Below are 23,715 nucleotides of genomic sequence, written 5' to 3'. Positions count from 1 at the left end.
CGGACGGAACGAGCCGACGCGGGAGTTGCCGCCCACACCAAAACGAGGCGGCGCCTACTCCGAAACGAGATGTTGGAAGGCCTGCAGGTTCGCGAGCGACTCACCGCGTGACACCCGCCACGCCCACTCCCGCCGGATCGCGTCGGCGAACCCGATCTCCAGCAACGGGTTGAAGTCGCCGTCGGCGGCCTCCAGCACCTGCCCGAGCACCCGGTCCAGCTCGTCCGCGGTCACCGCGTGCTTGCCGACCCGGCCGACCAGATAGATGTCACCCTCGGCGTCGATCGTGTAGTGCACGCCGTAGAGCCGGGCGTTGCGCCGCAGCAGGAACCGGTAGACGTCCTCGAACGACTGGTCCGGCCGCCGGCACACGAACGCCTCGACGACCAGCGCGTGCGCGGTCTCGACCAGCCACACGTTGGTCTGCAGCTTCTTGGTGCCCGGCAGCGTCACGAAGAACTTGCCCTCTTCGCGGCGGTCGTACTCGAGCTCCCGCTCGTCCAAGAACGACTTGATGACGGCGTCGACGGTCACGCGAAAACCTCCCGGCGGAACACTTCTGCCGCCTCCTGGTACCCCGCCAGCAGGGCATCAGTCGTGCGGTCCCACGAGAAGCGTCGCGCATGCCCGACCGCGTTGCTCGCCAGGTGCTCCCGCTGCGGCAACGCCACGTCCCCGAGCGCGCCGGCCCACGCCCCGGCCTCGTGCCCGTGCACGAGCACCCCGGACACCCCGTCGTTGACCGCCACCGGCAACCCGCCGACCGCCGCCGCGACCACCGGCGTCCCACACGCCTGCGCCTCCAGCGCGACCAGCCCGAACGACTCGTTGTGGCTCGGCACCGCCACCAGATCGGCAGCTCGGTAGACCTCCGCCAGCGCCGCCCCCGGCTGCGGCGGCAGGAACCGCACCACGTCCGTGATCCCCAGCTGCCCGGCCAGCTCCTCCAGCGCCTTCGGCTGCTCCAGCCCACTGCCCGACGGCCCGCCGACGACCAGCACGACCAGCCGCGACCGCAACCCCGGATCGCGCACCAGCATCTCCGCCGCCGCCCGCAACAACACGTCCGGCGCCTTCAACGGCTGGATCCGCCCCACGAACGCCAGCACCACCGCGTCCAGCGGAATCCCGAACCGCTGCCGCGCCCTGCCCTGGTCCCCCGGCGTGAACCGGTCCAGGTCCACCCCCGGCGGCACCACGGCCACCTTCGACGGCTCCGCGTCGTAGAGCTTGACCAGCTCACCGGCCTCGATGTCGGTGTTCGCCACGAGCCGGTCCGACTCGCCGACCACCTGCTCCTCCCCGATGACCCGCATCCGCGGCTCCGGCGCGTCCCCCTCGGCCAGCGCCAGGTTCTTGACCTTCGCCAACGTGTGCGCCGTGTGCACGAGCGGCACCCCCCACCGCTCCCGCGCCAGCCACCCCACCTGCCCGGACAGCCAATAGTGCGAGTGAATGGCGTCGTAGTACCCCGGCTCGTGCCGCGCCTCGGCCCGCAACACCCCCGCCGTGAACGCGCAGAGCTGCCCCGGCAACTCCTCTTTCCCCAGCCCCTCGAACGGCCCGGCGGCAACGTGCCGCACCCGCACCCCCGGCGCCAGCTCCGCAACGGGCGGCAGCTCACTGGACGTCGCCCGCGTGAAGATCTCCACCTCCACGCCCCGCTGAGCCATCCGAGTGGCCGTCTGCACGATGTAGACGTTCATCCCGCCCGCATCACCCGTCCCCGGCTGCTCCAACGGCGACGTGTGCACGCTGAGCACCGCAACGCGCTTCACCGGACCACCCGCTTCAAGTCGGACGAGAACAGCGCGGGCCGCTCCAGGAAGGGCGCGTGCGCGGTGTCGGGATACAGGCTCAACTCGGCTCCGGGGATCAGGGCGGCGGAGTACTCGGCGGCAGCAGGGGCCACCACCTCGTCTTGAGTTCCGTGCACCACGAGGGTTGGCACGTCGACGGCCTTCAACACGTCAGCGCTGCCCACATCCCTGCGGAACAGCTCCCCACGCACTTTATGACTCGTCGCGACCGCGGTGGCTGTGAGTTCGCCGACCGTCTCTTCTGGCAGCGCAGGCGCCATGGCCCGGCAGAACGCGACCATCGCGGCGTCGTCGGTGATGGCGTCTGGCAGTGCGGCCCGCATCACGGCCCCGGTCTGGCCTCCAGGACGACCGCGGCCGATCTCGGTGATGGCACTCACGAACACCAGCGCGGTGACGTTCTCGGTGCCGTGAACGCGCAGGTAGTCGGTGATGACGAGCCCGCCGTAGGACCAGCCGACGAGCGTGGCCGGTCCCGTGTGGTCCAGCACGGCTTTCACATCCGCAGCCCACTGGGCGCTGTCGCGGTAGTCGCCGAAGTCGTCGGACTCGCCGTGGCCGCGCAGGTCGACGGCGTAGGTGCGGTAGCCGGGCAGGTCCCAGACCGCACCCGTCTGCGCCCACCCGTGGACCAACACCACCGGCGGCGCGTCAGCAGGTCCTGCCTCACGGACGGCCAGTCGTCCCCCACCGGCCGCCGTCACGTGTGTCAGTTGCACACAGGCACAAACGACCTGGTCGGGAGACGCATTCCCGCCGGAGCGCGAAGTCGGCTACTTGACCGCCGACTTCTCCTTCCACTGCGCCCAAGGAATCTGCCAGTCGTACCAGTCGAACTGCGCCGGCAGCGTCGTGATCGACCCGGTCACCTCCACCGGATCCCCCACCAGCGCCGAGTCGAAGTACGCCTTCGCATCGGCTTCCAACAAGTTCGCACACCCGTGCGAGGTGTTGTTCTTCCCGATGTTCGCGGCGTTGTCGTTGTTCTCGTGGATGAACTCACCGTGGTTCGAGAACCGCACGGCCCACTTCTTGACGACGTTCGTGTACCCGTACCGCGGGTTGTCGAACGACCACGTTTCGTGCTTCGACATCACCACGAACGTCCCGTTGGGCGTGGTGAGCTCCGGATCCGCGTCCTTGCCGAACGACGCCGCGTACGACGCCACCTGCGCACCATCACGCAACACCACGAGCTGGTGCGTCGGATTGTCGATCTTCACGACCTGGTTGCGGCCGATCTTGAAGTCCGATGTCACGTCGGCCCGCCCGAACGCCCCGCCGCCGTAGTTGACGCCGTAGAGCTTCGCCTCGACCTTGATCGTGGTGTTCGCCGGCCAGTACTTCTCCGGGCGGTAGTGGACCTCCTGGGCGCTCAGCCACGCCCACGAGCCCTGCACCCCAGCCGAGTTCGTGACCTTCAGGGCCTTCTCGACGGTCGCCTTGTCCTGCACCGGCGCCTCGAACTTGACCATGATCGGCGCCGCGACGCCGACGGTCATGTTGTCGCCGGGCCACAGCGTCGCGCGGGTCTGCGAGCCCGGCGCCACCGTGGTGAACGAGCCCTTGAGGTCCACCGGCTTGCCGTCGGTGCCCACGGCCTTGCCCGAGTAGCTGTAGGTCTTGCCGTAACCGAGTGGCTCGGCGTTGGTCCAGCCCGTCTTGTCCTCGGTCAGGGTGCCCTTGACCTCTTTGCCCTCCGGCGCTTTCAGGGCGACCGACTCGATCTTGCCGTCCACCACCGTCACCTGGACCGGGGACGTGACCTGGACGTCCTTGGTGCCGTCCGCGGGGGACACGGTCACCTTGACGGAAGGGAGCGAACTGTCCGGCTTGGCGGATCCTGGTTCGACGCTCGAGCACGCGGACAACAGCATCAGGCCGGCGAGCAACGCACCAACGGTTCTCTTCACGGTTCTGACCTCCACAAAGCAGGACGTCCAGCACGACCGTCCGGTGGGAGTGATGTCGGTCACACCCCACCGGGAGCCTACGATCGCGGTCGTGAATCGACCTGTCGCAGTAGTGACCGGAGCGAGCGCGGGCATCGGCGAGGCGACCGCGCGGCGGCTTGCCGCCGAGGGGTTCCACGTCGTGCTCGGCGCACGTCGTCTGGACCGTCTCCACGTTATCGCGAAAGAAATCGACGGGACCGCCATCGAGTTGGACGTCACCGACGCCGGCTCCGTCGCCGCTTTCGCGGACGGGGTACCCCACGCGAACGTGCTCGTGAACAACGCGGGTGGCGCGCGTGGTCTCAGCACCGTCGCCGAGGGCGATCCGGACGAGTGGCGGTGGATGTGGGAGGCGAACGTGCTCGGCACGCTCCACGTCACCAAGGCCTTCGTCCCGAAGCTCATCGCGTCCGGCGACGGGCACATCGTCAGCGTGACGTCGGTCGCAGCACGTGATGCTTACGACAACGGCTCCGGGTACACGAGCGCCAAGCACGCGCAGTCGGCGTTGCACCGGACGTTGCGCGGCGAGCTGCTCGGGCAGCCGGTGCGGATCACCGAGGTCCTGCCCGGCATGGTCGAGACCGACTTCTCCGCCAACCGGTTCGGCGGCGACACCGAGCGCGCGGCCAAGGTGTACCAGGGGCTCGAGCCGCTGACGGCGGACGACGTGGCGGATGTCATCGCGTTCGCGGTCACCCGGCCCCCGCACGTGAACATCGACGAGATCGTGCTCAAGCCGCGGGCTCAGGCCTCCGCGACTCGGGTACACCGGGAGTGAGCAGCTCCACGTCGAGCAGGCGCAGGACGGGGTCGACCGGGTTCGCGAAACCGGTCGACCCCGTCCCGCCCACGTAGAGCCCGACGACCCGGTTGTCGGCGTCGACGAGCACCGCGCCCGAGTCGCCGTGGTCGCCGAACCGTTCCGCCGAGTGGACGCGGATCTGGTCGCGCAACGTCCGCACGCCGATGCCGCCACCGAAGTCCAGCCGCACCGTCGCGTCCACGGACGTGACCACGCCGTAGGTCAGACCCGTTGTGCGGCCTCGTTTCCGGACCGACGAGCCCACCACCGCGGGCGCCGTGCCGGTCAGCGCGCCGATGTCGAGCACCTCCGCGCGGAACGGCCTGGCGCCCATCCGCAGCCCCGCCGCCGACACCGCGCCCGCGAGCGCGGCCCGGTCGAGCACGGCCACCAGGTCCGCGCCGGCCACTCCACCGTCCACTCTGGACGGGTGCAGGAACTCGTCGCCGACCGACCACGAGTCGTCCACGCACCCGACGTGGAACGTGGTGAGCCCCAGCACCTTGCGGTCCGTGCGCGTCACGACGAACGCGCCCAGCGTGCCGACGATCACGTACTCGCCCGCGACCGGCACCTCCGGCGGCACCACCCGGACCGAACGCGCCGGGCCGATGCTCAGACCACCGCGCAGCACCGCGTGCCGTTCCGCCGCACCGGGTTCGCCGAGGACCTCGGACGACCGCGACAGCCGCGCCCGGTGCAGCAGGATCGTCTCCGCGACCACGTCCGTCGGCACGCCACCGATCTCCGCCGGGATCTGCTGCGGGTGGTGGGGTCCCTTGGCGCACACGTAGACCACGATCGCGGCCCGGCCGGTGGGCCTGCCGCCGGTGTACTTCTCGCCGATGTCGACGCCGATGACGCCGGGCCTGGCGAGGAACTCGTCCTCCACCATCCGCTTGACCGGCCGGATCACCGCTCGCGCGTGCTCGTCGAGGTAGCTCATGGCAACCTCCGTTCCACTGCTACCTCAATGAAACACGGGAAGTAGCCGTTCGTCACAGGGAGTCACCCGGACGGCGGTGGAGCTGGGGAGTTACAGGGAAACGCCGACGAACACCGGCTCCGGGTGCAGCTCGACGCCGAACGCCGAACGGACCCCGTCACGCACCTCGCGCGCCAGGTCGAGCAGGTCCTCGGTCGAGGCGTCGCCGCGGTTGGTCAGCGCCAGCGTGTGCTTGCTCGACAACGCCACCCGGCCGCCGGGACCCTGGTGGCCCTTGCGGAACCCGGCGCGTTCGATCAGCCACGCGGCGGAGAGCTTCCTGAAGCCCTGGCCCGCCGGGTAGGTCGGCACGTCGACGTCGGTGCCGAGGCGTTCGGCGATGCGGATCAGCACGCCGTTGAACGTCGAGTCGTCGATGATCGGGTTGGTGAAGAACGAGCCGGCGCTCCACGTGTCGTGGTCGGCGGGGTCGAGCACCATGCCCTTGCCGCGGCGCAGCTCCAGCACGGCCTTGCGGGCCTCGTCGGCGGGCACGCGATCACCTTGCGCCACACCGAGGACACGCGCCAGCTCGGCGTAGCGGACCGGTGCGGACATGCCGCCGGCGGTCAGCGAGAACCGGGTCCGCAGCACGACGGCGCGGTCGGTGTTCTTCAGCGTGCTGGTGCGGTACGCGAGGCCGAGCTTGGCGGCGGGCACCTGGTGCACCTTGCCGCTGCGCCGGTCCAGCAGGTCCACCGACTGCAACACCTGGGAGATCTCGACGCCGTACGCGCCGACGTTCTGCACGGGCGTGGCGCCGTTGGAGCCGGGGATGCCGGACAGGCACTCCAGGCCGCCGAGGCCCTGCGCGACCGCCTCGGCGACGACCGCGTCCCACTCCTCGCCGGCCTCGACGGTGAACTGGACGATGCCGCCGCCCAGCGGGTCGAGCCGGAAGCCCTTGGTGCCGACCTGCACGACGGTGCCGTCGAAGCCGCTGTCGGAGATCACGAGGTTGGACCCGCCACCGAGCACGAGGACCTTCTCGTCGGCGGCGGCGTCGGCTGTCCGCACGGCGTCGACCAGCTCGGCTGCGGTCGTGGCGTGGACGAACCGCGCGGCCGGTCCACCGAGTCGGAGCGTGGTGCGCTCGGCCAGAGGCACGGACTGCGTGGTGGTCACAGACGTCAACGGTAGCCTCCGCGACATGGCACGCCGCATCGAGCACCACACCACCTCACCCCACTCGGCGGAGAAGGTCTTCGGCGCGTTGGTCGACGAGACCTACCTGCGCGACCGGCTGGCCGCCATCGGTGGCACGAACGCCGAGCTGATCTCGTCGACGGCAAGACGGCCTACCAGCTCAAGCAGGGTGTGCCCGCGGAGCACCTGCCGTCGGTGGCGAAGGCCGCACTGGGCGGCGACCTGGTCATCCAGCGGATGGAGAACTGGGCGGCCGGCGCCGGCACGGTCGAGGTGACCATCGGCAGCGTGCCCGGAAGGCTCGACGGCGCGTTCACCATCACGGACAACGGGTCCGGCTCCAAGCTCACCCTGACGGGGGAGGTCAAGGTCAGCATCCCGCTGATGGGCGGCAAGCTGGAGAAGATGATCGCCGAGCAGGTCGCCGTGCTGATCGACAAGGAGAGCGAGTTCACCTCGCGATGGCTCGCAAACCGCGGCTAGCGGCCGGCCGGGCCCGCGCTCGGCTCCGCGACATGGCACGCCGCATCGAGCACCACACCACCTCACCCCACTCGGCGGAGAAGGTCTTCGGCGCGTTGGTCGACGAGACCTACCTGCGCGACCGGCTGGCCGCCATCGGTGGCACGAACGCCGAGCTGATCTCGTTCACCTCGGTCGACGGCAAGACGGCCTACCAGCTCAAGCAGGGTGTGCCCGCGGAGCACCTGCCGTCGGTGGCGAAGGCCGCACTGGGCGGCGACCTGGTCATCCAGCGGATGGAGAACTGGGCGGCGCGCCCGAACCATCGGCAGCTGCCGGAAGGCTCGACGGCGCGTTCACCATCACGGACAACGGGTCCGGCTCCAAGCTCACCCTGACGGGGGAGGTCAAGGTCAGCATCCCGCTGATGGGCGGCAAGCTGGAGAAGATGATCGCCGAGCAGGTCGCCGTGCTGATCGACAAGGAGAGCGAGTTCACCTCGCGATGGCTCGCAAACCGCGGCTAGCCGCCGGGCCCGGGCTCGGCCTGCCACCGCGGACGACCAACCGAACGCCTGCGCCGGTCGACCGGTGGATGACCGCACGTCCGGAGTTCCTGCGCGCCGCCGCCGACCCGCTGGTGGTCGACCTCGGCTACGGCTCCACCCCCGTCACGACCGTCGAGATGGCCGCACGGCTGCGAGTGGTGCGGCCGGACGTGCGCGTGCTCGGGCTGGAGATCGACCAGGACCGGGTGGACGCGGGCAAGGCCGTCGCCGACCCGCCGTCGCTCGACTTCCGGCGCGGCGGCTTCGAGCTCGCGGGCGCGCGGCCGGTGTTGCTGCGGGCGTTCAACGTGCTGCGCCAGTACACCGAGGAGCAGTCGTTCGAAGCGTGGGACACGATGCTGTCCCGGATGGCGCCCGGCGGGATCGTGGTCGAGGGCACGTGTGACGAGATCGGCCGCCGCTGCACGTGGGTGACGCTGACCGCTGACGGGCCGCAGACGTTCACACTGGCGCTCAAGCCGTCCGGCATCGAGGTGCCGTCGGACGTGGCCGAGCGGCTGCCCAAGGCGTTGATCCACAAGAACGTGCCGGGTGAACGCGTGCACGCGCTGCTGGCCGAGCTGGACGCCTGCTGGGCCACCGCGGCGCCGTTCGCCCCCTTCGGGCCACGGGCGCGCTGGGTCGAGGCGGCCCGGCTGCTGGCCGAGCGCGGGTGGCCGGTGGTGGACGACCGGAAGCGGTGGCGGCTCGGTGAAATCTCGCTCGAATGGGCCGCCGTGGCGCCCTAGTGTGGTCAGGTGGACTACGTCGCGGAGATCGAGAAGCAGGCCGCCGGGTTGCGTGCCGCCGCCGTTGCGGCCGGACCCGAGGCACCGGTGCCGACCTGTCCGAAGTGGACGGTGCACGACCTGGTCTGGCACCAGTCGAGCGTCCACGCGTGGGCCGCGGAGGCGCTGGTGACCCCGCCGTCGTCGCGACCGGTGCGCCCCGACGAGATGCCGGAGTCCGGTGGTCCCGCCAAGTGGGACGAGCTGCTGGGGTGGTGGGACGAGAAGCTCGCGCTGTTGCTCGACCGCCTGCGCACGACCGACCCGGACACTCCGGTGTGGACGTTCAACGACGACAAGGTGGCGTCGTTCTGGGCCCGGCGCCAGGCGCACGAGACCTCGATCCACCACCTCGACGCGCTGCACGCCCGCGGTGACGTGCCGTCGCTGCTGTGGTCGCCCGAGTTCGCGGCGGACGGCGTCGACGAGTACTTCGCCAGCTGCATGCCGCGTGCGGTCCGGCGGGCGGCGGTCGACGTCGAGGGCACGATCCTCTTCCACGCGGCCGACGCGGGCCGCACCTGGGAGGTCCGGCTGACGCCCGGCGAGCCCGTGGTCGTAGGCCCGCCCCAGGACGCCGCCATCGACGAGGACGCCACCGTGGCCGGCACGGCCGATGCGATCTACCGCGCCGTGTGGGGCCGCCCGAGTCACGCGATCGTGTCCGGCGACCGGGCGCTGTTGGACGGTTTGCGCAGGCCGTGAATACTTCTGCGGCGTGTCATCGCCAGAGCGTCGCTATGTGATCACCTTCGGCTGCCCCGACCGCACCGGCATCATCGCGCGGATCTCCACGTTCCTCGCGGAGAACGGCGGCTGGATCGTCGAGGCCGCGTACCACACCGACCCGGAGACGGGCTGGTTCTTCACACGCCAGGAGGTCCGCGCGGACTCGCTGCCCTTCGGCGTGGCCGACCTGCGCGCCCGCTTCGCCGGCGTGGCGGCGTCCCTGGGCGCGCAGTCGACGTGGACGGTGACCGACACGGGCGAGCGCAAGCGCGTGGTCATCCTGGTGTCGAAGGAAGGCCACTGCCTCTACGACCTCCTGGCGCGCGTCGCGACCGGCGAGCTCGACGTGGAGGTCGCGGCCGTGATCGGCAACCACCCCGAGCTCGGCGACATCACGCGGGCGCACGGCATCCCGTTCCACCACGTGCCGTTCCCGGTCAACGACCCCGAAGGCAAGCAGGCCGCCTTCGCCCAGCTGCGCCAGCTGGTCGACAAGCACGACCCGCACGCCGTGGTGCTGGCCCGCTTCATGCAGATCCTGCCGCCGGAGCTGTGCGCGCACTGGTCCGGCCGCACGATCAACATCCACCACAGCTTCCTGCCGTCGTTCATCGGCGCCCGCCCGTACCACCAGGCGCACCGGCGCGGCGTGAAGCTGGTCGGCGCGACCTGCCACTACGTGACGGCGGACCTCGACGCGGGGCCGATCATCGAGCAGGACGTGCTGCGCGTGCACCACGGTGACAGCGTTGCCGACATGGTGCGCAAGGGGCGGGACATCGAGAAGGTGGTGCTGGCGCGCGGGCTGCGGTGGCACCTGGAGGACCGCGTGCTGGTCCACGGCAACCAGACGGTGATCCTCTAGCGGACCGCCCCCGCCGAGGCCGACGGGGGCGGTGCGTTCGGATCGAGCCGGTCAGATCTTGTTCGCCGCGCGTCCCACCGCCTCCACCAGCCACCGCGTCGGCCGGTGACATCACCGCAGGGGGCGTGAAGTGGACCGTGCGGCCGCGGAAGTCGGCGAGGACCCGCAGCCGCAGCAGCTCACCGGTGAAGACCTCGGCCGCGCGGTCGTCCGGCAGCTCCACGCCGAGCAGCAGCCCACGCCCGTTCGCGTAGGCCCTGCCTGCGGTCACCGCGCGCAGGCCGAGGAGGAGCTCGTCGCCGAGCAGCTTGGCGCGTTCGACCAGACCCTCGGCGGCGGTCACCTTCAGGCAGGCGTTGACGGCGGCCGAGGCCAGCGGTGACACGGCGGCCGAGCCGCGCAGGAGGGGGACCTCGACCTCGGCGGACGCCACGACCGCCGCGATCGGGACCACGCCGCCGGACAGGCCCTCGCCGACCAGCAGGATGTCACGGCGAACTGGGCGGCTTCGGAGGCGGACTGGAAGGCGTGCACGTGGTCGAGGCCGTTCGGGGTGACCAGGTCGAGCATGAGGCGGTCCAGCAGCGACGGCCTGCGCACCTGGTCCACAACGGCCTGGACGACGGCGGGGTGGGCGTGGCCGAGCAGAGGAGCTCCGTAGCCACCGCAGTCCAAGTACTCGACGCGGTGGGGATCTACCACTCGGGCGCCTCTCGCGGCGCAACCGGTGAGCTGTTCGACAGCCATGACGGGAACCTTTCCTGGGCAGCGCGACCCGGCGGGCCGCTCGGCGAGGTGGCGAGCGGACCTTGGTTCCCACAGGTGATTCGGATGCGGCGGCCCGTTGGTTCGCGCGAGGCATAGTCTTTTTCCCGTGCGGACCGAAATCACCGACCTCGACCACCTGCGGGCAGAGCCTGACCTGCGCAAGGCCGTCATCATCGGCCTCGACCTGACACGTGAGGACGTGCGCGTGCCGCTGGACGGCGCGTTGCTGCTCGGCTGCACGCTCAGCGAGAGGATGCAGCGCCAGGCGGAGGCAGCGGGCGCGTTGATCTTCCCGGTGATCCCGGACGTGCCCTACGAGGTCTACCGCTCGCGGCTGTACACGCCGGGTGAGCTCTTCGCGGGCTTCGACCCCGCCGACCCGAAGACCTACGCCGACACCCCGGACGCGGTGATCTACCGGCACAGCAAGCAGCAGGGCCACCACCCGGACCCGCTGCACGCGTTGTCCGAACGCCTGCACGACCACTCGATCACCGAGGCGCTCGACGAGGCGCTGACCGGGCAGCCGGTCGCGGTCATGGGCGGCCACGCGCTGGCCCGCGGCTCGGCCGGCTACCGCAACGCCGTCGAGCTCGGCGCCGCTGGGCCGCGCGGCCTGCGTGCTGACCGGCGGCGGGCCTGGTGCGATGGAGGCCGTGCCGCTCGGCGTGCGGTGCGGCTCGGCGGATGCCGACGTGCTCGCGCAGCTGGCGCAGGCACCGTCGTTCGGCGAGGACGACGAGTCGATCGGCCGGTGGCTGGCGGCGTTCCCGGAGGTGCCGTCGTTCGACGTGCCGCGCACGATCGGCATCCCGACCTGGTTCTACGGCCACGAGCCGCCCAACCCGGCCTGCGAGCTGCACGCCAAGTACTTCGCGAACTCGGTGCGCGAGGAGGGCCTGCTGACCGTCGCGACCGGCGGCATCGTCTACACGCCGGGCAAGGCGGGCACGGTCCAGGAGGTCTTCCAGGACTTCACGCAGAACTACTACGGCAGCGTCGGCCCGGCCGCGCCGATGATCTTCCTGGGCAGGGCCTTCTGGACCGACGAGGTCCCGGCCGCGCCGCTCGTGCAGAAGCTCGCGGCCGGCCGGGAGGCCGAGCGGTGGATCCTCGTCACCGACGAGATCGACGAGGCCGTCGAGCTACTGCTCAAGTACGCGAGCGAGATCCGGTAGCACCTCGGCACCCGGCAGCTTCATCAGCACGTCACCGGGAATGAGGATCTTGGACCCGCGGATGCCGCTGCCCACCACCAGCTCGGGGGCGGCGGCGACCTCGGGCGACACCAGGACCGGCCAGTCGGCGGGCACCCCGATGGGCGTGATGCCGCCGTACTCCATGCCCGTCAACGCCACGGCCTCGTCCATCGGCGCGAACGACGCCTTGCGCGCGTCGAGCCGCTTGCGGATGACGCCGTTCACGTCCGCACGCATGGTCGCCAGCACCATGCAGGCCGCATAGCGGATCTCACCGCCACGCTTGCCCGCGACGACGACGCAGTTCGCACTCGCTTCGAGCGGCGACCCGTAGTGCGCGCAGAACTCCGCGGTGTCGGCGAGCGTGGGGTCGATCTCCGCCACGGCGACGCGATCAGCGCCGTCCAGTGCCTTCAGCGCAGCTTCGACGGGTGCGGGCACCAGGTCGAGCCGGGAGAGCACGGGGAAGGGTTCCAACGAACCAGCGATGGTCCACACCTCACCCATCCTGCCATCCGGTTTTCCGCACGCGGGGACCCCGCGTGCGCTCCTGGAGTGCGAAAGCTCCCCGCGTGCGGTGAAAAGTCGCGTTGACTTTGACGCTGCGTCAACCTTTAGCGTCGGTGGTGAGCGCGGAGGGGGAACCGAGATGGCCTGGTCGATCGCCCAGGTGGCCCGGATGTCGAAGGTGACGTCCAGGACGCTGCGGCACTACGACTCGATCGGGCTGCTGCCGCCGGCCTGGGTCGGCGACAACGGCTACCGCTACTACGAGAAGGAGCAGGTGCACCGCCTGCAGCAGATCCTGCTGCTGCGCGACCTGGGCCTGGGCCTCGACGTGGTGGCGGAGATGTTGAACGGCACGGACCAGCTGACCGTCCTGCGCGACCACCACCGGTGGCTGCGCGAGGAGCGGCAACGGCTGGACCGGCTCGCCAACACCGTCGCGCGCACGATCGCCGAACTGGAAGGAGGGGACGAAGTGAAGATGGAAGAGCTGTTCGACGGCTTCGACGCGAAGAAGCAGGAACGGCACGAGGCCGAGCTCGTCGAGCGCTACGGCGAGGGGGTCAAGGAGCACCTCGCCGAGAGCAAGGCGAAGCTCAAGACCTGGACGCGGGCCGACGCGGACCAGTTCATGGCGCAGTGGCGCGAGATCGCGCGTGAGCTCGGTGTCCTGTTCACCGCGGGCACGGCGATCGACGCTCCCGAGACGCAGGAGCTGATCGACCGCCACTACCGCTGGATCTGCCTGAGCTGGACGCCGAACCAGGAGTCCTACTCGGGTCTGGGCGACCTCTACGCCGACTCGGACGAGTTCCGGGGGAACTTCGAGGTCAACGGCGACAACATGGCCGAGTTCGTCCGCGACGCCATGAAGCACTACGCCCGGACGCGGCTGTAAGAACGGCGCGGGAGCTGCAGATCCCGCGTCACCCCAGCCCGAAGGCCTTGAGCGCCTCGCGGTTGAACGCGGGCAGGTCGTCCGGGTTGCGCGACGTCACGAGCGTCCACCCGTTCATGTCGCACACGCGAACCTCCTGGTCCGCCCAGTCACCGCCCGCGTTGCGGATGTCGGTCTGCAGGCTCGGGAACGAGGTCAGCATCTTGCCGCGCACCACGTCCGCCTCGACCAGCAGCCACGGCCCGTGGCAGATCGCCGCGATCGGCTTGCCCTGCGCGACCAGCTCCTTGACCAACCGCACGGCGTCGCTGTCCATCCGCAGGAAGTCCGAGTTGGCAACTCCGCCGGGGATCACCGCACCGGCGTAGTCGTCGGCCTTGGCGTCGGCGAGCGTGGTGTCGACCGGGAACGAGTCCGCCGGCGTGAGGTGGTTGAACCCGCGCACCTCTCCGAGCTTCGGCGCGAGCAGCCGGGGCGTGCCACCGGCCTTCTCGACGTGCGTCCACGGGTCGGTGAGCTCGACCTGTTCGATGCCCTCCGTGTCGACCAGGAATGCGATCTTCTTGTCTGCCATGCCCGTCGGTTACCCGGCGAAGAACTCGACCAACCTGTGCCGGATCTCGGTGCGGTGGGTGATCATCGGCGAAGGCGAGCCGACCAGCCACAGCTCGCCGTTCGGGAACGCGGCCGCCGTCGCCTTCGCCACGTCCTCGGGGTGCAGCGGGTCGTTCGTGGCGGCGATGACCAGGACGGGGACCTCGACGTCGGCGAGCTGTGCGGCGTCGTCGACCGCTGTCTGGCCGGGCAGCTGGACGGCGGCGGCTTCGAGCCTGGTCAGCGCCTGCCGGCGTTCCTCGACATAGGCGGGCGGGCCCACCGTGAGCTCGGCGAGTTGCTGGAGCGTGAACGCCGGGCGCGGCTGGTCGAGCACGGCCGGGAGCAGCAACGCGACCCTGCGGAAGTGGTCAGGGCGTTCGCGCAGGAGCCGGACCAGTGCCGCGGCCCCGAGCGACACGCCGACGGCCTGGTCGGCCTCGACCGTCGCGAGGTCCGCGGCGATGCGCCCGTAGTCCCAGTAGCCGGGCGGCGCGTCGGGTGCCGTGCCGTGTGAGGGCAGCGTCACCACCACGCGCGTGCCCGCCAGCCCGGAAGCGGGAACCCGCGCCTCACCGGGCGTGGCACCGAGCCCGTGCGCCACCAGCGTGACGGGCGAACCGGAACCGTAGGAGCTGGTGATCACCAGCGCGGGCCGCGCTGCACCTCGATGAGTCTCGGCCGCACGTCCACCATGTACACGAGCACCGCGACGAGCCCGGCGAGCCAGAAGATCGACCCGAAGCTGCCCGGCGAGAACAGCAGCATCGCCGCAGCTCCACCGCCGGTGATGCCCAACCAGGCGGGCTTGGTCATGCGCTCGATCGCCGCGTAGGCGTCGACCCGCTGACTCAGCGCGTGGAAGAACGCGAACAGCCCGAGGATGGTGAACCCCAGGTCGGCGAAGAAGTACACGATGCCGTCGAGGTTCAGGATGCTGAAAACCGGCACGGGGAACACAGGACCAGACTACGTGCCGGTGCGCGCGGGCGGGAACGGCGTGGTCGGGCAGCCCTCAAACGCGACGTCAGCGCCACTCCGGACACGCTGCGGGGGGAGCACGCCGTGGCGTGCTCCCCCCGCGGAGGTCCTCAGTTCAGCGGACCTCCACCGGCTCACTTGGTGGTGGTGTCCGGCGTGGTCGGCGTGGTCGGCGTGGTCGGCGTCACCGGCTTCTTCGCCGCGGCCGTCGTGCCGGTGGTGCGGGTCGTCGTCGCCGGCTTGCGCGGCGCCGTGCGGTTCGCGGCCTTGCGGGTGGTGCTGCGGACCTCGTGCGCGGCCTCGCCACCGACCTCGACGATCTCCTCGGCCAGCTTCTCGGCGCTGTCCTCGACCTGGGTGGCGACCTTCTCGCCGACCGAGCGGGTGCGGCGGGTGACCTTGCCGAGGACGTCGTCGGCGAGCACCTTGGCGTCGGCGGCGGCGGAGCCGGCCCGCTTCTGGGCGGCTCCGACGGCCTGCTCGACCTGCTCGACGGCCTGCTTGACCTGCGGCTGGGCCTTGATCTGCTCGAGGGTCTGCTCGCCCTGCTCCGCGAGGTAGGTGTAGAGGTTGACCGCGGAGGCGGTGTAGGCGTCGACCAGCTTCTTCAGCTCGGCGGGCTGCAGCTTCTCGCGCAGGTCCTTGAACTCGATGGGCAGGTCGGAGGCCTTCGAGGAGGCCTCCTCGGCGCGGGTCTTGGCCTTGTTCAGCGCCTCGACCACGGCCTTGGCGGCCAGGTCCCCTGCGCCGAGCGCGGCGAGGAGGGCCTGGCGGGCGGCGTGCGCGCCCTGCTCGGCGGCCGTGCGGATGTCGTCCTGGGTGAGCTTCGGCATGGGGATCACTCCTCCTTGTTCTTGGCGGCGTTCTCCCGCCGGAAAGATTCGTAGACGTCGAGCAGCACCTGCTTCTGCCGCTCGGTCAGATCGGTCGCGGCGACGATGGCGTCCGCCAGCGCACCGCCTTCGCGCTGCTGGAGGATCCCGGCCTCGACGTAGAGCACCTCGGCCGAGATGCGCAGTCCCTTGGCGATCTGCTGCAGGATCTCCGCGGACGGCTTGCGCAGTCCTCGCTCGATCTGGCTGAGGTACGGGTTGGAGACGCCCGCTTGCTTCGCCAGCTCCCGCAACGAGATCTTGGCGGTGCTGCGCTGCTCGCGGATGAAGTCCCCGATGTTGCGGCCGATGTCCGCGACAGTCTTGTCGATGGACTTGTCCATGGTTCCGTGCTCCCGTTCCTCGTGCACCGTCCACGTTAGCGAGGGGTGCTAACTCTTGCAAGCACCCTGCTAGCAATCGCTGCGTGTGCTCCGCCACAGGGTTACGGTGGAGGGGACATGGACGACGCCGGAGCCCTGCGCGCCGAGCTGGCGGACCAGCTGCTCGGCGAGGGTGCGCTGCGCGATTCCCAGTGGCACAACGCTTTCCGGGCCGTTCCGCGGCACGAGTTCCTGCCGCGCTTCTACCGCCAGCGCCACGACGGCGACTGGGAGCCGGTCACCGCCGCGAGCCCCGGCTGGCTGGAGCTCGTCTACACCGATCGGGTGTGGGTTACCCAGTTCGACGGCGACGACACGGTGACCGGTGGCACACCGACCTGCTCGTCCAGCATGCCGACGATCATGGCGATCATGCTGGAGGCACTCGACGTCCACACCGGACAGTCGGTGCTGGAGGTCGGCACCGGCACCGGGTACAACGCCGCCCTGCTCTGCCACGCCGTCGGCGCCGACCGCGTCACCACGGTCGACGTCGACCCACACCTCTCCGCACGGGCAGCAGAACGACTGCGGCGCAACGGTTTCACCCCCACCTGCGTCACCGGCGACGGCGCCGGGGGGTACGCGGCGAACGCACCGTACGACCGGGTGCTCGCAACCTGCTCCGTCACGACCATCCCACCCGCCTGGCTGGAGCAGACGGTTCCCGGCGGCCTCGTCGTCACCACCCTGCACCGCCCCATCGGCGCCGGGCTCGTCCGGATCGTGTCGAACGGCGACGGCACCGGCGAAGGCCAGGTGCTCGTCGAGGACGGCCGCTTCATGCCGTTGCGCGCGCACGCCCGCAAACCCGCGCTCGCCGGCGAGGGCCCGTTCGTGCGCAGCAGGACCTCCCTGCCGATGAACACCGTGGTCGACCCGGCCAGCCCGTTCGAGTTCTTCGCCGGCGTCGCGCTGCCCGACGTCGTCGCCGGCCAGGACTGGCTGGGCCACCCGGACGGTTCCTGGGTGCACCACCACGGCTCGCACGTCGACCAGGGCGGCCCGCGGCGGCTCTGGGACCTCGCGGAACGGGCCGTCGACGAGTGGCACGAGCTGGGCAAACCCCGGCGGCACCACTTCGGCGTCAGCGTCGAGCACGAAGGCCAGTTCCTCACCCTCGGCGACCGGAAGTGGCGACTGTGATCAAGAGCGAACGCCACGACACGGGTCACTGAACCGGCCTCAGGCGGATGCGGTGCGTCATGATGCGCGCATGTCCAAGTTCCGCCAGCAGGCGCTGCTGGCCGGCTGCGTGCTGACCGCGCTGCTCACCGCTGCCGGTCTGTTCGTCACCGACCACAGCATCAACCCGCACGTGTGGCTGGTCGCGCTCGCGGTGGCGTTCCTCGGGTTCCTCGCGCTGCTCGACCCGTGGGTGCGGCGCAGGCACAACGCCGAGCTGAGCACCGACGAGCACCTGGACGCGGCCTGCCGCGCGCTCGCGGTCGGCCTGCGGGCGCAGTGGAACGAGGAGGTGCGCTCGCGCGGGCTCACCGACCCGGACGTGCTCGACCTGCACTGGACCGCCCCCGAGGTGGACGTGAGCGACGAACCGGACGCACCGCCGGGACGCAGCGACGCCGTGGTCGACGCGTTCGGACGGCAGGTCAACCGGCGGATGGTCGTCCTCGGCGAGGCCGGCACCGGCAAGACGACCGTCGCGATGCTGCTGACCTGCGGCCTGCTGGACCACTACGACGGCGGCATGGTCCCGGTGCTGCTGCCGCTGTCGACGTGGAACCCGGCGGTCGAGGACATCCGCACGTGGCTCACCCGCCGCCTCTACGAGGACCACCCGGCGCTGAGCAACACCGAGCTCTACGGCAGCTACGCCGGTGACCTGCTGGTCGAGCAGGCGCGGATCCTGCCCGTGCTCGACGGCCTCGACGACGTGCCCGCCCACCAGCGCGCGGACGCACTGGCGCGGATCGCGAAGGCGTTCCCGGCCGCCCGCCCGCTCGTGCTGACCTGCCGGACCGCCGAGTTCGCCCAGGCGGTGCACCTGGCGGGCCCGCTGCCCGGCGCCGACGTCGTCGAGCTGGCCCCGCTCGACCTCGAGGAGGTGGCGTCCTACCTGCGGGCGAGCGCGGACAGCGTGGGCGCGGCGCGGTGGGAGCCGGTGTTCATCCACCTGCGCGAGGAACCGGACGGCCGGCTCGCCGACGCGCTCTCCACGCCGCTCACGATGTGGCTGGCCAGCATGGTCTACGCCGACTTCGAGGCGGAACCGACCGAGCTGCTCGACCGCGGCCGCTTCCCGGACGCGCGGGCGATCTCCGACCACCTGTGCGACGAGCTGGTCTCGCGTGCGTTCGGCAACCGGGCCTTCGCCCACCACGCCCAGGCCAGCCAGGTCTGGCCCCGCGACACCGCGCGCAAGTGGCTCGAGTTCCTCGCCCACGAGATGCGCGACCGCGGCATCCGCGAGCTGGCCTGGTGGGAGCTGCGCCGCTCGGTGGGCCGCACCTGGCTCGCCCTGCTCGGCGCACTCGTGCTGGGCGCGATCGGCGGCTTCGGCGTCGGCTGGCTGATGGCGTACTCGATCACGCCGAAGCTCGCCCCGCTCACCGGCCTGGTCGCCGGCGTCCTGGTCGGCGCGGCCGCGCTGACCGCCTCGCAGGAACGCAAACCCAAGCCACGACTGGGGGTCTGGCGTTCCCTGCTGCTGGTGCCCGGCGTGCTCGGCCTCGCCGCCGGTCTCGTCTTCGGTGCCCTGTACGGACTTTCCGCCGGCCTGGTGGTCGGCCTCGGCCTGGCGGTGGCGGTCGCGCTGCGGTTCGCGTTGTCGAGCGCGGCCGAGCTCTCGCAGGCCTCCAGTCCTCAGTGGACGATGGCGCGCGACCGGATCGCGGTGTGGACCGGGTCGCTGGTGCTGGCCGTGGTGTTCGGCTCGGCGGCGGCACTGGTGTTCGGCCCCGGCCAGACCGGCATGGTCGGTCTCGGCCTCGCCTCCGGGCTGCTGCTCGGGTTCGCGCTCGCCGTGCTGCACCTGCGCTGGTGGTGGTTCACCGTCGCGCGGATCTGGCTGGCGCTGCGCGGGAAACTGCCTTGGGAGCTGATGGTGTTCCTCGAGGACGCGCGGAAGCTGGGCGTGCTGTGCCGGGCCGGTGCGTGCTACCAGTTCCGGCACGGCCTGGTGCAGGACCGACTGGCTGAGCACGGCGCGGCGGCCGGGTCGGTGGCGGGCAAGGTGCGGCTGAAGCGGGCGGACAAGGTCTGATCAGAGGTGGCGCATCCAGAGGTTCGTCTCCTCGTAGACGCCCTGGCCGTCCTGGAACCGCACCAGGTCCAGCCCTCCCGGCACGACGTACTCGCCGCTCTGCGGGAACCTCATGCCGGTCCACTTCTGCCACTCGGCGGCGGTTCCCGTCACGACCATGGACCGCTCGGCCGGGCCCACGATCGTGGCGCCGAGGCGTTGGTGGGTGCGGATCCACGGGTCGAGGTGCAGGCCGTCCTCGCGGGTCCAGGTCGCGAAGTCGGCCATGGAGGTCAACGGGTAGCTGGCCTTCAGCATCGGCCGCACGGGCACGACCACCCGGTGCAGGCCGTGGGAGACCGCGCGTTCCCGCAACGCCGTCAGCACCACGCCCGCCAGGCCCTGGCCGGCCCGGTCGCCGTGCACCGTCGCGGCCAGCACGCACAAGGTGTCCGGTTCGACGCCGGACTCGTGTTCGCGCACCGACCGCACGATCGCGCCGTCGTAGCCGCCCTCCGGCAGCCCCGCCACCGAGCCGTCCCACCGCAACGCCACCGCGACCGCGTTGGCCAGCACGTCGTCGCCGTCGACCACCAGCACGTCGTACTGCGGGAAGTACCGCTGCACGGCTTCGCGGTACTGGTTCGAGACCGGGTCCTTCAGCACGAACAACGGCCATTCGCCGCTCAGCTCCGCCGAGGAGAACCCGGGACGGTCGCCGGTGGTGACGATCTGCACGCACCCGATCATAGGTGCGTGCAGACCACCGTCACTCGGTGCGCAGCCCCAGCGCGCCGGTCGCCTTCCGCAGCGAGGGCAACGTCAGCGCCGTGACCGCGAAAGTCAGCGCCACGGCGAGGCCCGCGACCAGCCCGATGCCCGCCCAGTCGTAGCCGACCTCGGTGCCGAACACCCGCATCACCAGGACACCGAGCCCGACGCCGGTGGCCACGGACACCACCGTGGAGATCACCAGCGGCACCGCGTTCTGCCACAGCAACGAGCGGGCCAGGACGCCGCGCGGTACGCCGCTCGCCGCCATCACCGCGAGCGGCCTGCGGCGCTCCCTGACCTGCTCCAGTGCCACGACCAGCAGGGACGCGCCGGCCAGCAGCAGCGTGAGCAGCGAACCCGCGAGCAGGGCGCGCCGGATCACGCCGAACACCCGCTCGGCCTCGCTGGTGTCGTCCTGGCCGACGAAGTACGTGTGCACGCGGTGGCCGTAGGTCGCGAGCGCGTTGCGGGCGTGCTCGGCGACGTCGGGGACCGACCCGTCGAGCTCCGCCTGGTACTCGGAGTGCTGCGAGCGGAGCCCCACCGCGGCGGCCGGCGTGAGGAACAGGCCGGGGCGCGTACCGGAGATCGACTCGATCGGTGGCACGGTCCACGGCGTACCGCTACCCGGTCCCGACACGCCGACCTTCGCCACCTCACCGGCCCGCACGGCGTCCCGGCCGTTGGCCCGCGGCACGACGTAGGCCTTGCCGTCGGTGCAGTTCGGCACGCTCGCCTGCGACCGCAGCGCTTCGCACGAACCGATGTTCACGCTGATGTACGTCCCGTTCCCGATCTCCGCGGAGGTCTGGTCGAACCGGTGCAGGGCGCGCACTCCGCGCGCGTTCGCCAACGCGGTCCGCAGGCCCGCCAGGTCGGCGTCGGCGTCGCCGGAGACGGTGAGGTAGTTGTAGTTCACCTGCTGCCGCTCCTCGGCCCGCACCTCCTTCTCGATGCCCGCCAGCAGCATCTGCAGCGTCACGGTGCCGGCGAGCACGACCGCGACACCGCCGACGACGCGGGCGGCGGTTCCGCTGTCGAGCTGCAGCCGCCGCACGGCGAGCTGCAGCGCGGGTGTGCCGCCGCGCATCCGGAACACGACCCGTTCGACCAGCCACGGCAGCAGCACCGGGATGCCGAGCATGAGCAGCACGACACCGATCACCAGGACGGTCGCGTCCACCCTCGTCCTGTCATCGGCCTGCCCGATCTGGCTCACCAGCAACCCGGCCCCGGCGACGACCGGCACCAGCCGCCACCACACCCTGCGCCGCACCGGGTTCTGCTCGCGCACCACCCCGAGCGGTTCGATGATCGTGCGGCGCATCGCCAGGAGCGAGGTGAGGACCGCGAGCAACGGCACCGCCACCACGACGGTGAGGGTCAACGTGAGCGTGGGCGTGATGTCGCTCGGGAACGCGGACAGCTGGGCGATGCTGATCCGGTCGACGAACGGCCGGACCGCGAAGAACAGGCCGAACCCGACCACGAGCCCGGTCACCGCACCGACCAGCGACTCACCGGACGCGATCAGCCGCACCCGGCCCGCACCCGCACCGACCAGCCGCAACGCCGCGAGCCTGCGGTCGCGCTGCGCGGCGGCGAGGCGGGTGGCGACGCCGACGAACACCAGCACCGGGAACAGTAGGACCACCACACCGACCAGGCTGAGCATCCACAGCAACGGGTCCATGTCGCCACCGGTGCCGGCGGTACCCCAGCTGTAGACGGTGTTGCTGTTCAGGTCCGCCTCGATCGACGCGTCACCGGCGTAGAAGCGCAGCTGGCGCGGGTTCTCCAGACCGGGCTGGCCGATGATGCCGACGATCCGCTCCGGGAACCGCGGCTTCAGCAGCTCACCCGCCGGTGAGGCGAGCAGGTCGGCGAGCGCGGGCGACACGAAGACCTCGCCGTCGGCCGGCAGCCGGTCGACGCCCGGCGGCACCGGGGCGTCCGGTGAGAGCACCTTCAGGTAGAAGCCGCGGACGTAGTCCGAGCGGAACGCGTGGCCGTGGTCCTCGGCGAGCAGCGGGGGCGGACCGTCACCGCGGGCGACCGCGCCGAGCGCCTGCAGCCTGTCGTCCCGCGCGGCCAGCGCCGTCGGCAGCGAGGCGGCGAGCAGCAGCATGCCCACGCACAGCCCGATGCCGAACCCCTGCAGGGCGAGCCTCGTCCAAGACTTCCGGCTGCCTCCGACAGCCAGCCGGACGCCCAGGGCGAGGTCGCTGATGACCCGGTTCACCGCGCGAACTCCACGTCGCGCGACTTGCCGTCGCGCACCACGACCTCGCGGTCGGAGTAGGCGGCGACCCGCGGCTCGTGCGTGACCAGCACGACGGCCGCGCCCGTCTCCCGAGCCGCGGTCGTGAGCAGGTGCATCACCCGTTCGCCGTTGAGCGAGTCGAGCGCACCGGTCGGTTCGTCGGCGAAGATCACCTTCGGGGCGGTGACCAGCGCGCGGGCCACGGCGACGCGCTGTCCCTGCCCGCCGGAGGTCTCGCCGGGACGCTGGCCCGCGACCCCGTCGACCTCCAGCCTGGCCAGCCACTCGTGCGCGGCGCGTTCGGCCTCCTTGCGCTTCATCCCGCTCAGCCGCAACGGCAGCGCCACGTTCTCCAGGCAGGTCAGCTCCGGCACGAGCTGCCCGAACTGGAACACGAACCCGAACTCGGTGCGCCGCAGCTCGCTGCGCTCGTGGTCGGACATCCCGGTCAGGTCGCGGTCCCGGTAGGTGACCTCGCCCCTGTCCGGCGGCAGGATGCCCGCGATGCAGTGCAGCAGGGTCGACTTGCCGGAGCCGGACGGGCCCATCACCGCCACGACCTCGCCCTCGCGGACGGTGAGCCCGGCGCCGTCGAGCGCGTTCGTCTTGCCGAACGACTTGTAGAGGTCGTCAGCCACCAGGAGCGTCATCGCGCCACCTCCGCGGCGAGCTGGTCGATGCGGGCCGCGGTCAGTTCGAGCCACCGCAGGTCGGCTTCGAGATGGAACAGGGCGAAGTCGCAGATCAGCTGGTCGGCGAGGTCACCGTCGGCCTTGCGCCGGGTGAGCACGCGCATGGTCCCCAGGTGCGCGGAGCGCTGCGCGTCGAGCACCTCGGTCGCGCTGCGGCCGGACAGCAGCGCCAGCACGACCTTCGCGTACAGCGTGTTCTGCAGGTACGGCTCCGGCTTCTCCGGTGTCCGCAGCCAGCGCTCCACGTCGGTGACTCCGGCGTCGGTGATGGCGTACCGCTTGCGCTCCGGACCGTCGCCGGCCTCCACGCCCGCCTCCGTCACGTAGCCGTTCTTCAGCAGCCGCGACAGGGTCGAGTACACCTGACCGTAGTGCAGCGGCCGGTCGTGCCCGAAGCGCTCGTCGTAGGCGCGCTTGAGGTCGTAACCATGTCTTGGACCGCCTTCTAGCAGGCCCAACAGTGCGTGTCCGATCGACATG

25 protein-coding genes and 2 pseudogenes are annotated in these 23,715 nt (G+C 71.0%); 10 read left to right on the top strand and 17 right to left on the bottom strand.

Going from position 1 to position 23,715, the window contains the following annotated elements; genetic code table 11:
- Positions 1–54 precede the first annotated feature (54 nt).
- Genes BBK82_RS16705 through BBK82_RS16690 form a run of 4 tightly spaced genes read right to left on the bottom strand, consistent with a single transcriptional unit; the run spans position 55 to position 3,697 of the window.
- Positions 55–534, bottom strand: a complete 480-nt coding sequence (locus BBK82_RS16705) for a type III secretion system chaperone family protein (protein WP_065915835.1) — start codon at positions 532–534, stop codon at positions 55–57.
- Complete coding sequence (gene mshA / locus BBK82_RS16700) at positions 531–1,778, bottom strand: D-inositol-3-phosphate glycosyltransferase (RefSeq protein WP_065915834.1); 1,248 nt, start codon at positions 1,776–1,778, stop codon at positions 531–533. Before mshA ends, BBK82_RS16705 begins: the two co-directional genes overlap by 4 nt.
- Positions 1,775–2,539 (bottom strand): alpha/beta fold hydrolase, encoded by a 765-nt coding sequence (locus tag BBK82_RS16695; protein WP_083267994.1) that lies wholly within the window; start codon positions 2,537–2,539, stop codon positions 1,775–1,777. The genes mshA and BBK82_RS16695 overlap by 4 nt, the downstream gene beginning before the upstream one ends.
- A gap of 54 nt (positions 2,540–2,593) precedes the next feature.
- On the bottom strand, positions 2,594–3,697 hold the full coding sequence (locus tag BBK82_RS16690) for a L,D-transpeptidase (protein ID WP_065921130.1): 1,104 nt from the start codon (positions 3,695–3,697) through the stop codon (positions 2,594–2,596).
- An 88-nt stretch (positions 3,698–3,785) separates the two neighbouring features.
- Here BBK82_RS16690 and BBK82_RS16685 point away from each other — a divergent pair, with 88 nt between their 5' ends.
- Positions 3,786–4,556 carry an SDR family NAD(P)-dependent oxidoreductase gene (locus BBK82_RS16685; protein ID WP_179953783.1) on the top strand — a complete coding sequence of 257 codons (771 nt, stop codon included), beginning with the start codon at positions 3,786–3,788 and terminating at the stop codon, positions 4,554–4,556.
- On the opposite strand, the gene BBK82_RS16680 is transcribed toward BBK82_RS16685, so the two are convergent.
- Both BBK82_RS16680 and BBK82_RS16675 read right to left on the bottom strand, forming a co-directional pair.
- Positions 4,510–5,526, bottom strand: a complete 1,017-nt coding sequence (locus tag BBK82_RS16680) for a chymotrypsin family serine protease (RefSeq protein ID WP_065915833.1) — start codon at positions 5,524–5,526, stop codon at positions 4,510–4,512. The two genes, BBK82_RS16685 and BBK82_RS16680, sit on opposite strands and share 47 nt — an antisense overlap.
- A gap of 90 nt (positions 5,527–5,616) precedes the next feature.
- Entirely contained in the window at positions 5,617–6,717 is a 1,101-nt protein-coding gene (locus BBK82_RS16675; protein WP_065921128.1) for a UDP-N-acetylmuramate dehydrogenase, read from the bottom strand.
- A 165-nt stretch (positions 6,718–6,882) separates the two neighbouring features.
- Here BBK82_RS16675 and BBK82_RS52320 point away from each other — a divergent pair, with 165 nt between their 5' ends.
- The 5 genes and pseudogenes from BBK82_RS52320 (at position 6,883) to purU (ending at position 10,102) form a co-directional block, all read left to right on the top strand.
- The gene (locus BBK82_RS52320) at positions 6,883–7,194 is read left to right on the top strand and encodes a DUF2505 domain-containing protein (RefSeq protein ID WP_179953782.1); all 312 of its coding nucleotides are present in this window, start codon (positions 6,883–6,885) and stop codon (positions 7,192–7,194) included.
- Positions 7,173–7,699, top strand: a pseudogene (locus tag BBK82_RS16665) (DUF2505 domain-containing protein). Before BBK82_RS52320 ends, BBK82_RS16665 begins: the two are co-directional and overlap by 22 nt.
- A complete protein-coding gene (locus BBK82_RS16660; RefSeq protein WP_065915832.1) occupies positions 7,678–8,469 on the top strand; it encodes a methylase in 792 nt (263 codons plus the stop codon). Before BBK82_RS16665 ends, BBK82_RS16660 begins: the two are co-directional and overlap by 22 nt.
- Before the next feature lie 9 nt (positions 8,470–8,478).
- Entirely contained in the window at positions 8,479–9,213 is a 735-nt protein-coding gene (locus BBK82_RS16655) for a maleylpyruvate isomerase family mycothiol-dependent enzyme (RefSeq protein ID WP_071812620.1), read from the top strand.
- Positions 9,214–9,250: 37 nt separating this feature from the next.
- Positions 9,251–10,102: a formyltetrahydrofolate deformylase gene (gene purU, locus BBK82_RS16650; protein WP_335618093.1), complete on the top strand. Its 852-nt coding sequence runs from the start codon at positions 9,251–9,253 to the stop codon at positions 10,100–10,102.
- A 160-nt stretch (positions 10,103–10,262) separates the two neighbouring features.
- Here purU and BBK82_RS56720 read toward each other — a convergent pair.
- Positions 10,263–10,964: pseudogene (locus BBK82_RS56720) on the bottom strand (aminotransferase class III-fold pyridoxal phosphate-dependent enzyme); the annotation flags it as partial.
- Positions 10,965–11,517: 553 nt separating this feature from the next.
- Here BBK82_RS56720 and BBK82_RS54125 point away from each other — a divergent pair.
- Complete coding sequence (locus BBK82_RS54125; protein ID WP_237048225.1) at positions 11,518–12,048, top strand: hypothetical protein; 531 nt, start codon at positions 11,518–11,520, stop codon at positions 12,046–12,048.
- Here BBK82_RS54125 and BBK82_RS16630 read toward each other — a convergent pair.
- Positions 12,016–12,576, bottom strand: a complete 561-nt coding sequence (locus tag BBK82_RS16630; RefSeq protein WP_065915828.1) for a YbaK/EbsC family protein — start codon at positions 12,574–12,576, stop codon at positions 12,016–12,018. The two genes, BBK82_RS54125 and BBK82_RS16630, sit on opposite strands and share 33 nt — an antisense overlap.
- Positions 12,577–12,718: 142 nt before the next feature.
- On the opposite strand from BBK82_RS16630, the gene BBK82_RS16625 reads away from it, so the two are divergent.
- Positions 12,719–13,474 carry a MerR family transcriptional regulator gene (locus BBK82_RS16625; RefSeq protein ID WP_065915827.1) on the top strand — a complete coding sequence of 252 codons (756 nt, stop codon included), beginning with the start codon at positions 12,719–12,721 and terminating at the stop codon, positions 13,472–13,474.
- A 28-nt stretch (positions 13,475–13,502) separates the two neighbouring features.
- Here BBK82_RS16625 and BBK82_RS16620 read toward each other — a convergent pair whose 3' ends face one another.
- The 5 genes from BBK82_RS16620 to BBK82_RS16600 form a co-directional block, all read right to left on the bottom strand.
- On the bottom strand, positions 13,503–14,048 hold the full coding sequence (locus BBK82_RS16620) for a type 1 glutamine amidotransferase domain-containing protein (RefSeq protein ID WP_065915826.1): 546 nt from the start codon (positions 14,046–14,048) through the stop codon (positions 13,503–13,505).
- Between the two features lie 9 nt (positions 14,049–14,057).
- Positions 14,058–14,714, bottom strand: a complete 657-nt coding sequence (locus tag BBK82_RS16615) for an alpha/beta fold hydrolase (protein ID WP_154697352.1) — start codon at positions 14,712–14,714, stop codon at positions 14,058–14,060.
- Complete coding sequence (locus BBK82_RS16610) at positions 14,711–15,001, bottom strand: DUF2516 family protein (RefSeq protein ID WP_418287512.1); 291 nt, start codon at positions 14,999–15,001, stop codon at positions 14,711–14,713. Before BBK82_RS16610 ends, BBK82_RS16615 begins: the two co-directional genes overlap by 4 nt.
- 182 nt (positions 15,002–15,183) lie before the next feature.
- Positions 15,184–15,882, bottom strand: a complete 699-nt coding sequence (locus BBK82_RS16605; protein ID WP_065915824.1) for a hypothetical protein — start codon at positions 15,880–15,882, stop codon at positions 15,184–15,186.
- A 5-nt stretch (positions 15,883–15,887) separates the two neighbouring features.
- The gene (locus tag BBK82_RS16600; protein ID WP_065921125.1) at positions 15,888–16,265 is read right to left on the bottom strand and encodes a helix-turn-helix domain-containing protein; all 378 of its coding nucleotides are present in this window, start codon (positions 16,263–16,265) and stop codon (positions 15,888–15,890) included.
- Positions 16,266–16,382: 117 nt separating this feature from the next.
- Between BBK82_RS16600 and BBK82_RS16595 the strand changes: the two genes are divergently transcribed.
- Both BBK82_RS16595 and BBK82_RS16590 read left to right on the top strand, forming a co-directional pair.
- Entirely contained in the window at positions 16,383–17,450 is a 1,068-nt protein-coding gene (locus BBK82_RS16595; protein WP_065915823.1) for a methyltransferase domain-containing protein, read from the top strand.
- A gap of 70 nt (positions 17,451–17,520) precedes the next feature.
- Complete coding sequence (locus BBK82_RS16590; RefSeq protein ID WP_237048224.1) at positions 17,521–19,527, top strand: NACHT domain-containing protein; 2,007 nt, start codon at positions 17,521–17,523, stop codon at positions 19,525–19,527.
- On the opposite strand, the gene BBK82_RS16585 is transcribed toward BBK82_RS16590, so the two are convergent.
- The 4 genes from BBK82_RS16585 to BBK82_RS16570 are packed head-to-tail and all read right to left on the bottom strand — an operon-like array spanning position 19,528 to position 23,714.
- Positions 19,528–20,244, bottom strand: coding sequence for a Long-chain-fatty-acid--CoA ligase (locus BBK82_RS16585; protein ID WP_218920627.1), 717 nt, complete (start codon positions 20,242–20,244; stop codon positions 19,528–19,530).
- Between the two features lie 31 nt (positions 20,245–20,275).
- Entirely contained in the window at positions 20,276–22,522 is a 2,247-nt protein-coding gene (locus BBK82_RS16580) for an FtsX-like permease family protein (RefSeq protein WP_065915821.1), read from the bottom strand.
- Entirely contained in the window at positions 22,519–23,193 is a 675-nt protein-coding gene (locus BBK82_RS16575) for an ABC transporter ATP-binding protein (protein WP_065915820.1), read from the bottom strand. Before BBK82_RS16575 ends, BBK82_RS16580 begins: the two co-directional genes overlap by 4 nt.
- The gene (locus BBK82_RS16570) at positions 23,190–23,714 is read right to left on the bottom strand and encodes a PadR family transcriptional regulator (RefSeq protein ID WP_065921124.1); all 525 of its coding nucleotides are present in this window, start codon (positions 23,712–23,714) and stop codon (positions 23,190–23,192) included. Before BBK82_RS16570 ends, BBK82_RS16575 begins: the two co-directional genes overlap by 4 nt.
- Between the last annotated feature and the right edge of the window lies 1 nt (position 23,715).

The sequence above is a fragment of the Lentzea guizhouensis genome, from assembly GCF_001701025.1.
GTDB lineage: Bacteria > Actinomycetota > Actinomycetes > Mycobacteriales > Pseudonocardiaceae > Lentzea > Lentzea guizhouensis.
Note: the sequence above shows the minus strand (reverse complement) of the source record. Positions and strands in the feature narration are given on the sequence as shown.

Excerpts from the sequence above, each read along its gene's own strand:
- BBK82_RS16575 (WP_065915820.1), bottom strand. The coding sequence starts at position 23,193 with ATGACGCTCCTGGTGGCTGACGACCTCTACAAGTCGTTCGGCAAGACG.
- BBK82_RS16600 (WP_065921125.1), bottom strand. The coding sequence starts at position 16,265 with ATGGACAAGTCCATCGACAAGACTGTCGCGGACATCGGCCGCAACATC.
- BBK82_RS16595 (WP_065915823.1), top strand. The coding sequence starts at position 16,383 with ATGGACGACGCCGGAGCCCTGCGCGCCGAGCTGGCGGACCAGCTGCTC.
- BBK82_RS16570 (WP_065921124.1), bottom strand. The coding sequence starts at position 23,714 with ATGTCGATCGGACACGCACTGTTGGGCCTGCTAGAAGGCGGTCCAAGA.
- BBK82_RS16660 (WP_065915832.1), top strand. The coding sequence starts at position 7,678 with ATGGCTCGCAAACCGCGGCTAGCCGCCGGGCCCGGGCTCGGCCTGCCA.
- BBK82_RS16620 (WP_065915826.1), bottom strand. The coding sequence starts at position 14,048 with ATGGCAGACAAGAAGATCGCATTCCTGGTCGACACGGAGGGCATCGAA.
- BBK82_RS16675 (WP_065921128.1), bottom strand. The coding sequence starts at position 6,717 with ATGTCGCGGAGGCTACCGTTGACGTCTGTGACCACCACGCAGTCCGTG.
- BBK82_RS16625 (WP_065915827.1), top strand. The coding sequence starts at position 12,719 with ATGGCCTGGTCGATCGCCCAGGTGGCCCGGATGTCGAAGGTGACGTCC.
- BBK82_RS16590 (WP_237048224.1), top strand. The coding sequence starts at position 17,521 with ATGTCCAAGTTCCGCCAGCAGGCGCTGCTGGCCGGCTGCGTGCTGACC.
- BBK82_RS16605 (WP_065915824.1), bottom strand. The coding sequence starts at position 15,882 with ATGCCGAAGCTCACCCAGGACGACATCCGCACGGCCGCCGAGCAGGGC.
- BBK82_RS16690 (WP_065921130.1), bottom strand. The coding sequence starts at position 3,697 with ATGCTGTTGTCCGCGTGCTCGAGCGTCGAACCAGGATCCGCCAAGCCG.
- BBK82_RS54125 (WP_237048225.1), top strand. The coding sequence starts at position 11,518 with ATGGAGGCCGTGCCGCTCGGCGTGCGGTGCGGCTCGGCGGATGCCGAC.
- BBK82_RS16680 (WP_065915833.1), bottom strand. The coding sequence starts at position 5,526 with ATGAGCTACCTCGACGAGCACGCGCGAGCGGTGATCCGGCCGGTCAAG.
- BBK82_RS16630 (WP_065915828.1), bottom strand. The coding sequence starts at position 12,576 with ATGGGTGAGGTGTGGACCATCGCTGGTTCGTTGGAACCCTTCCCCGTG.
- BBK82_RS16685 (WP_179953783.1), top strand. The coding sequence starts at position 3,786 with ATGTCGGTCACACCCCACCGGGAGCCTACGATCGCGGTCGTGAATCGA.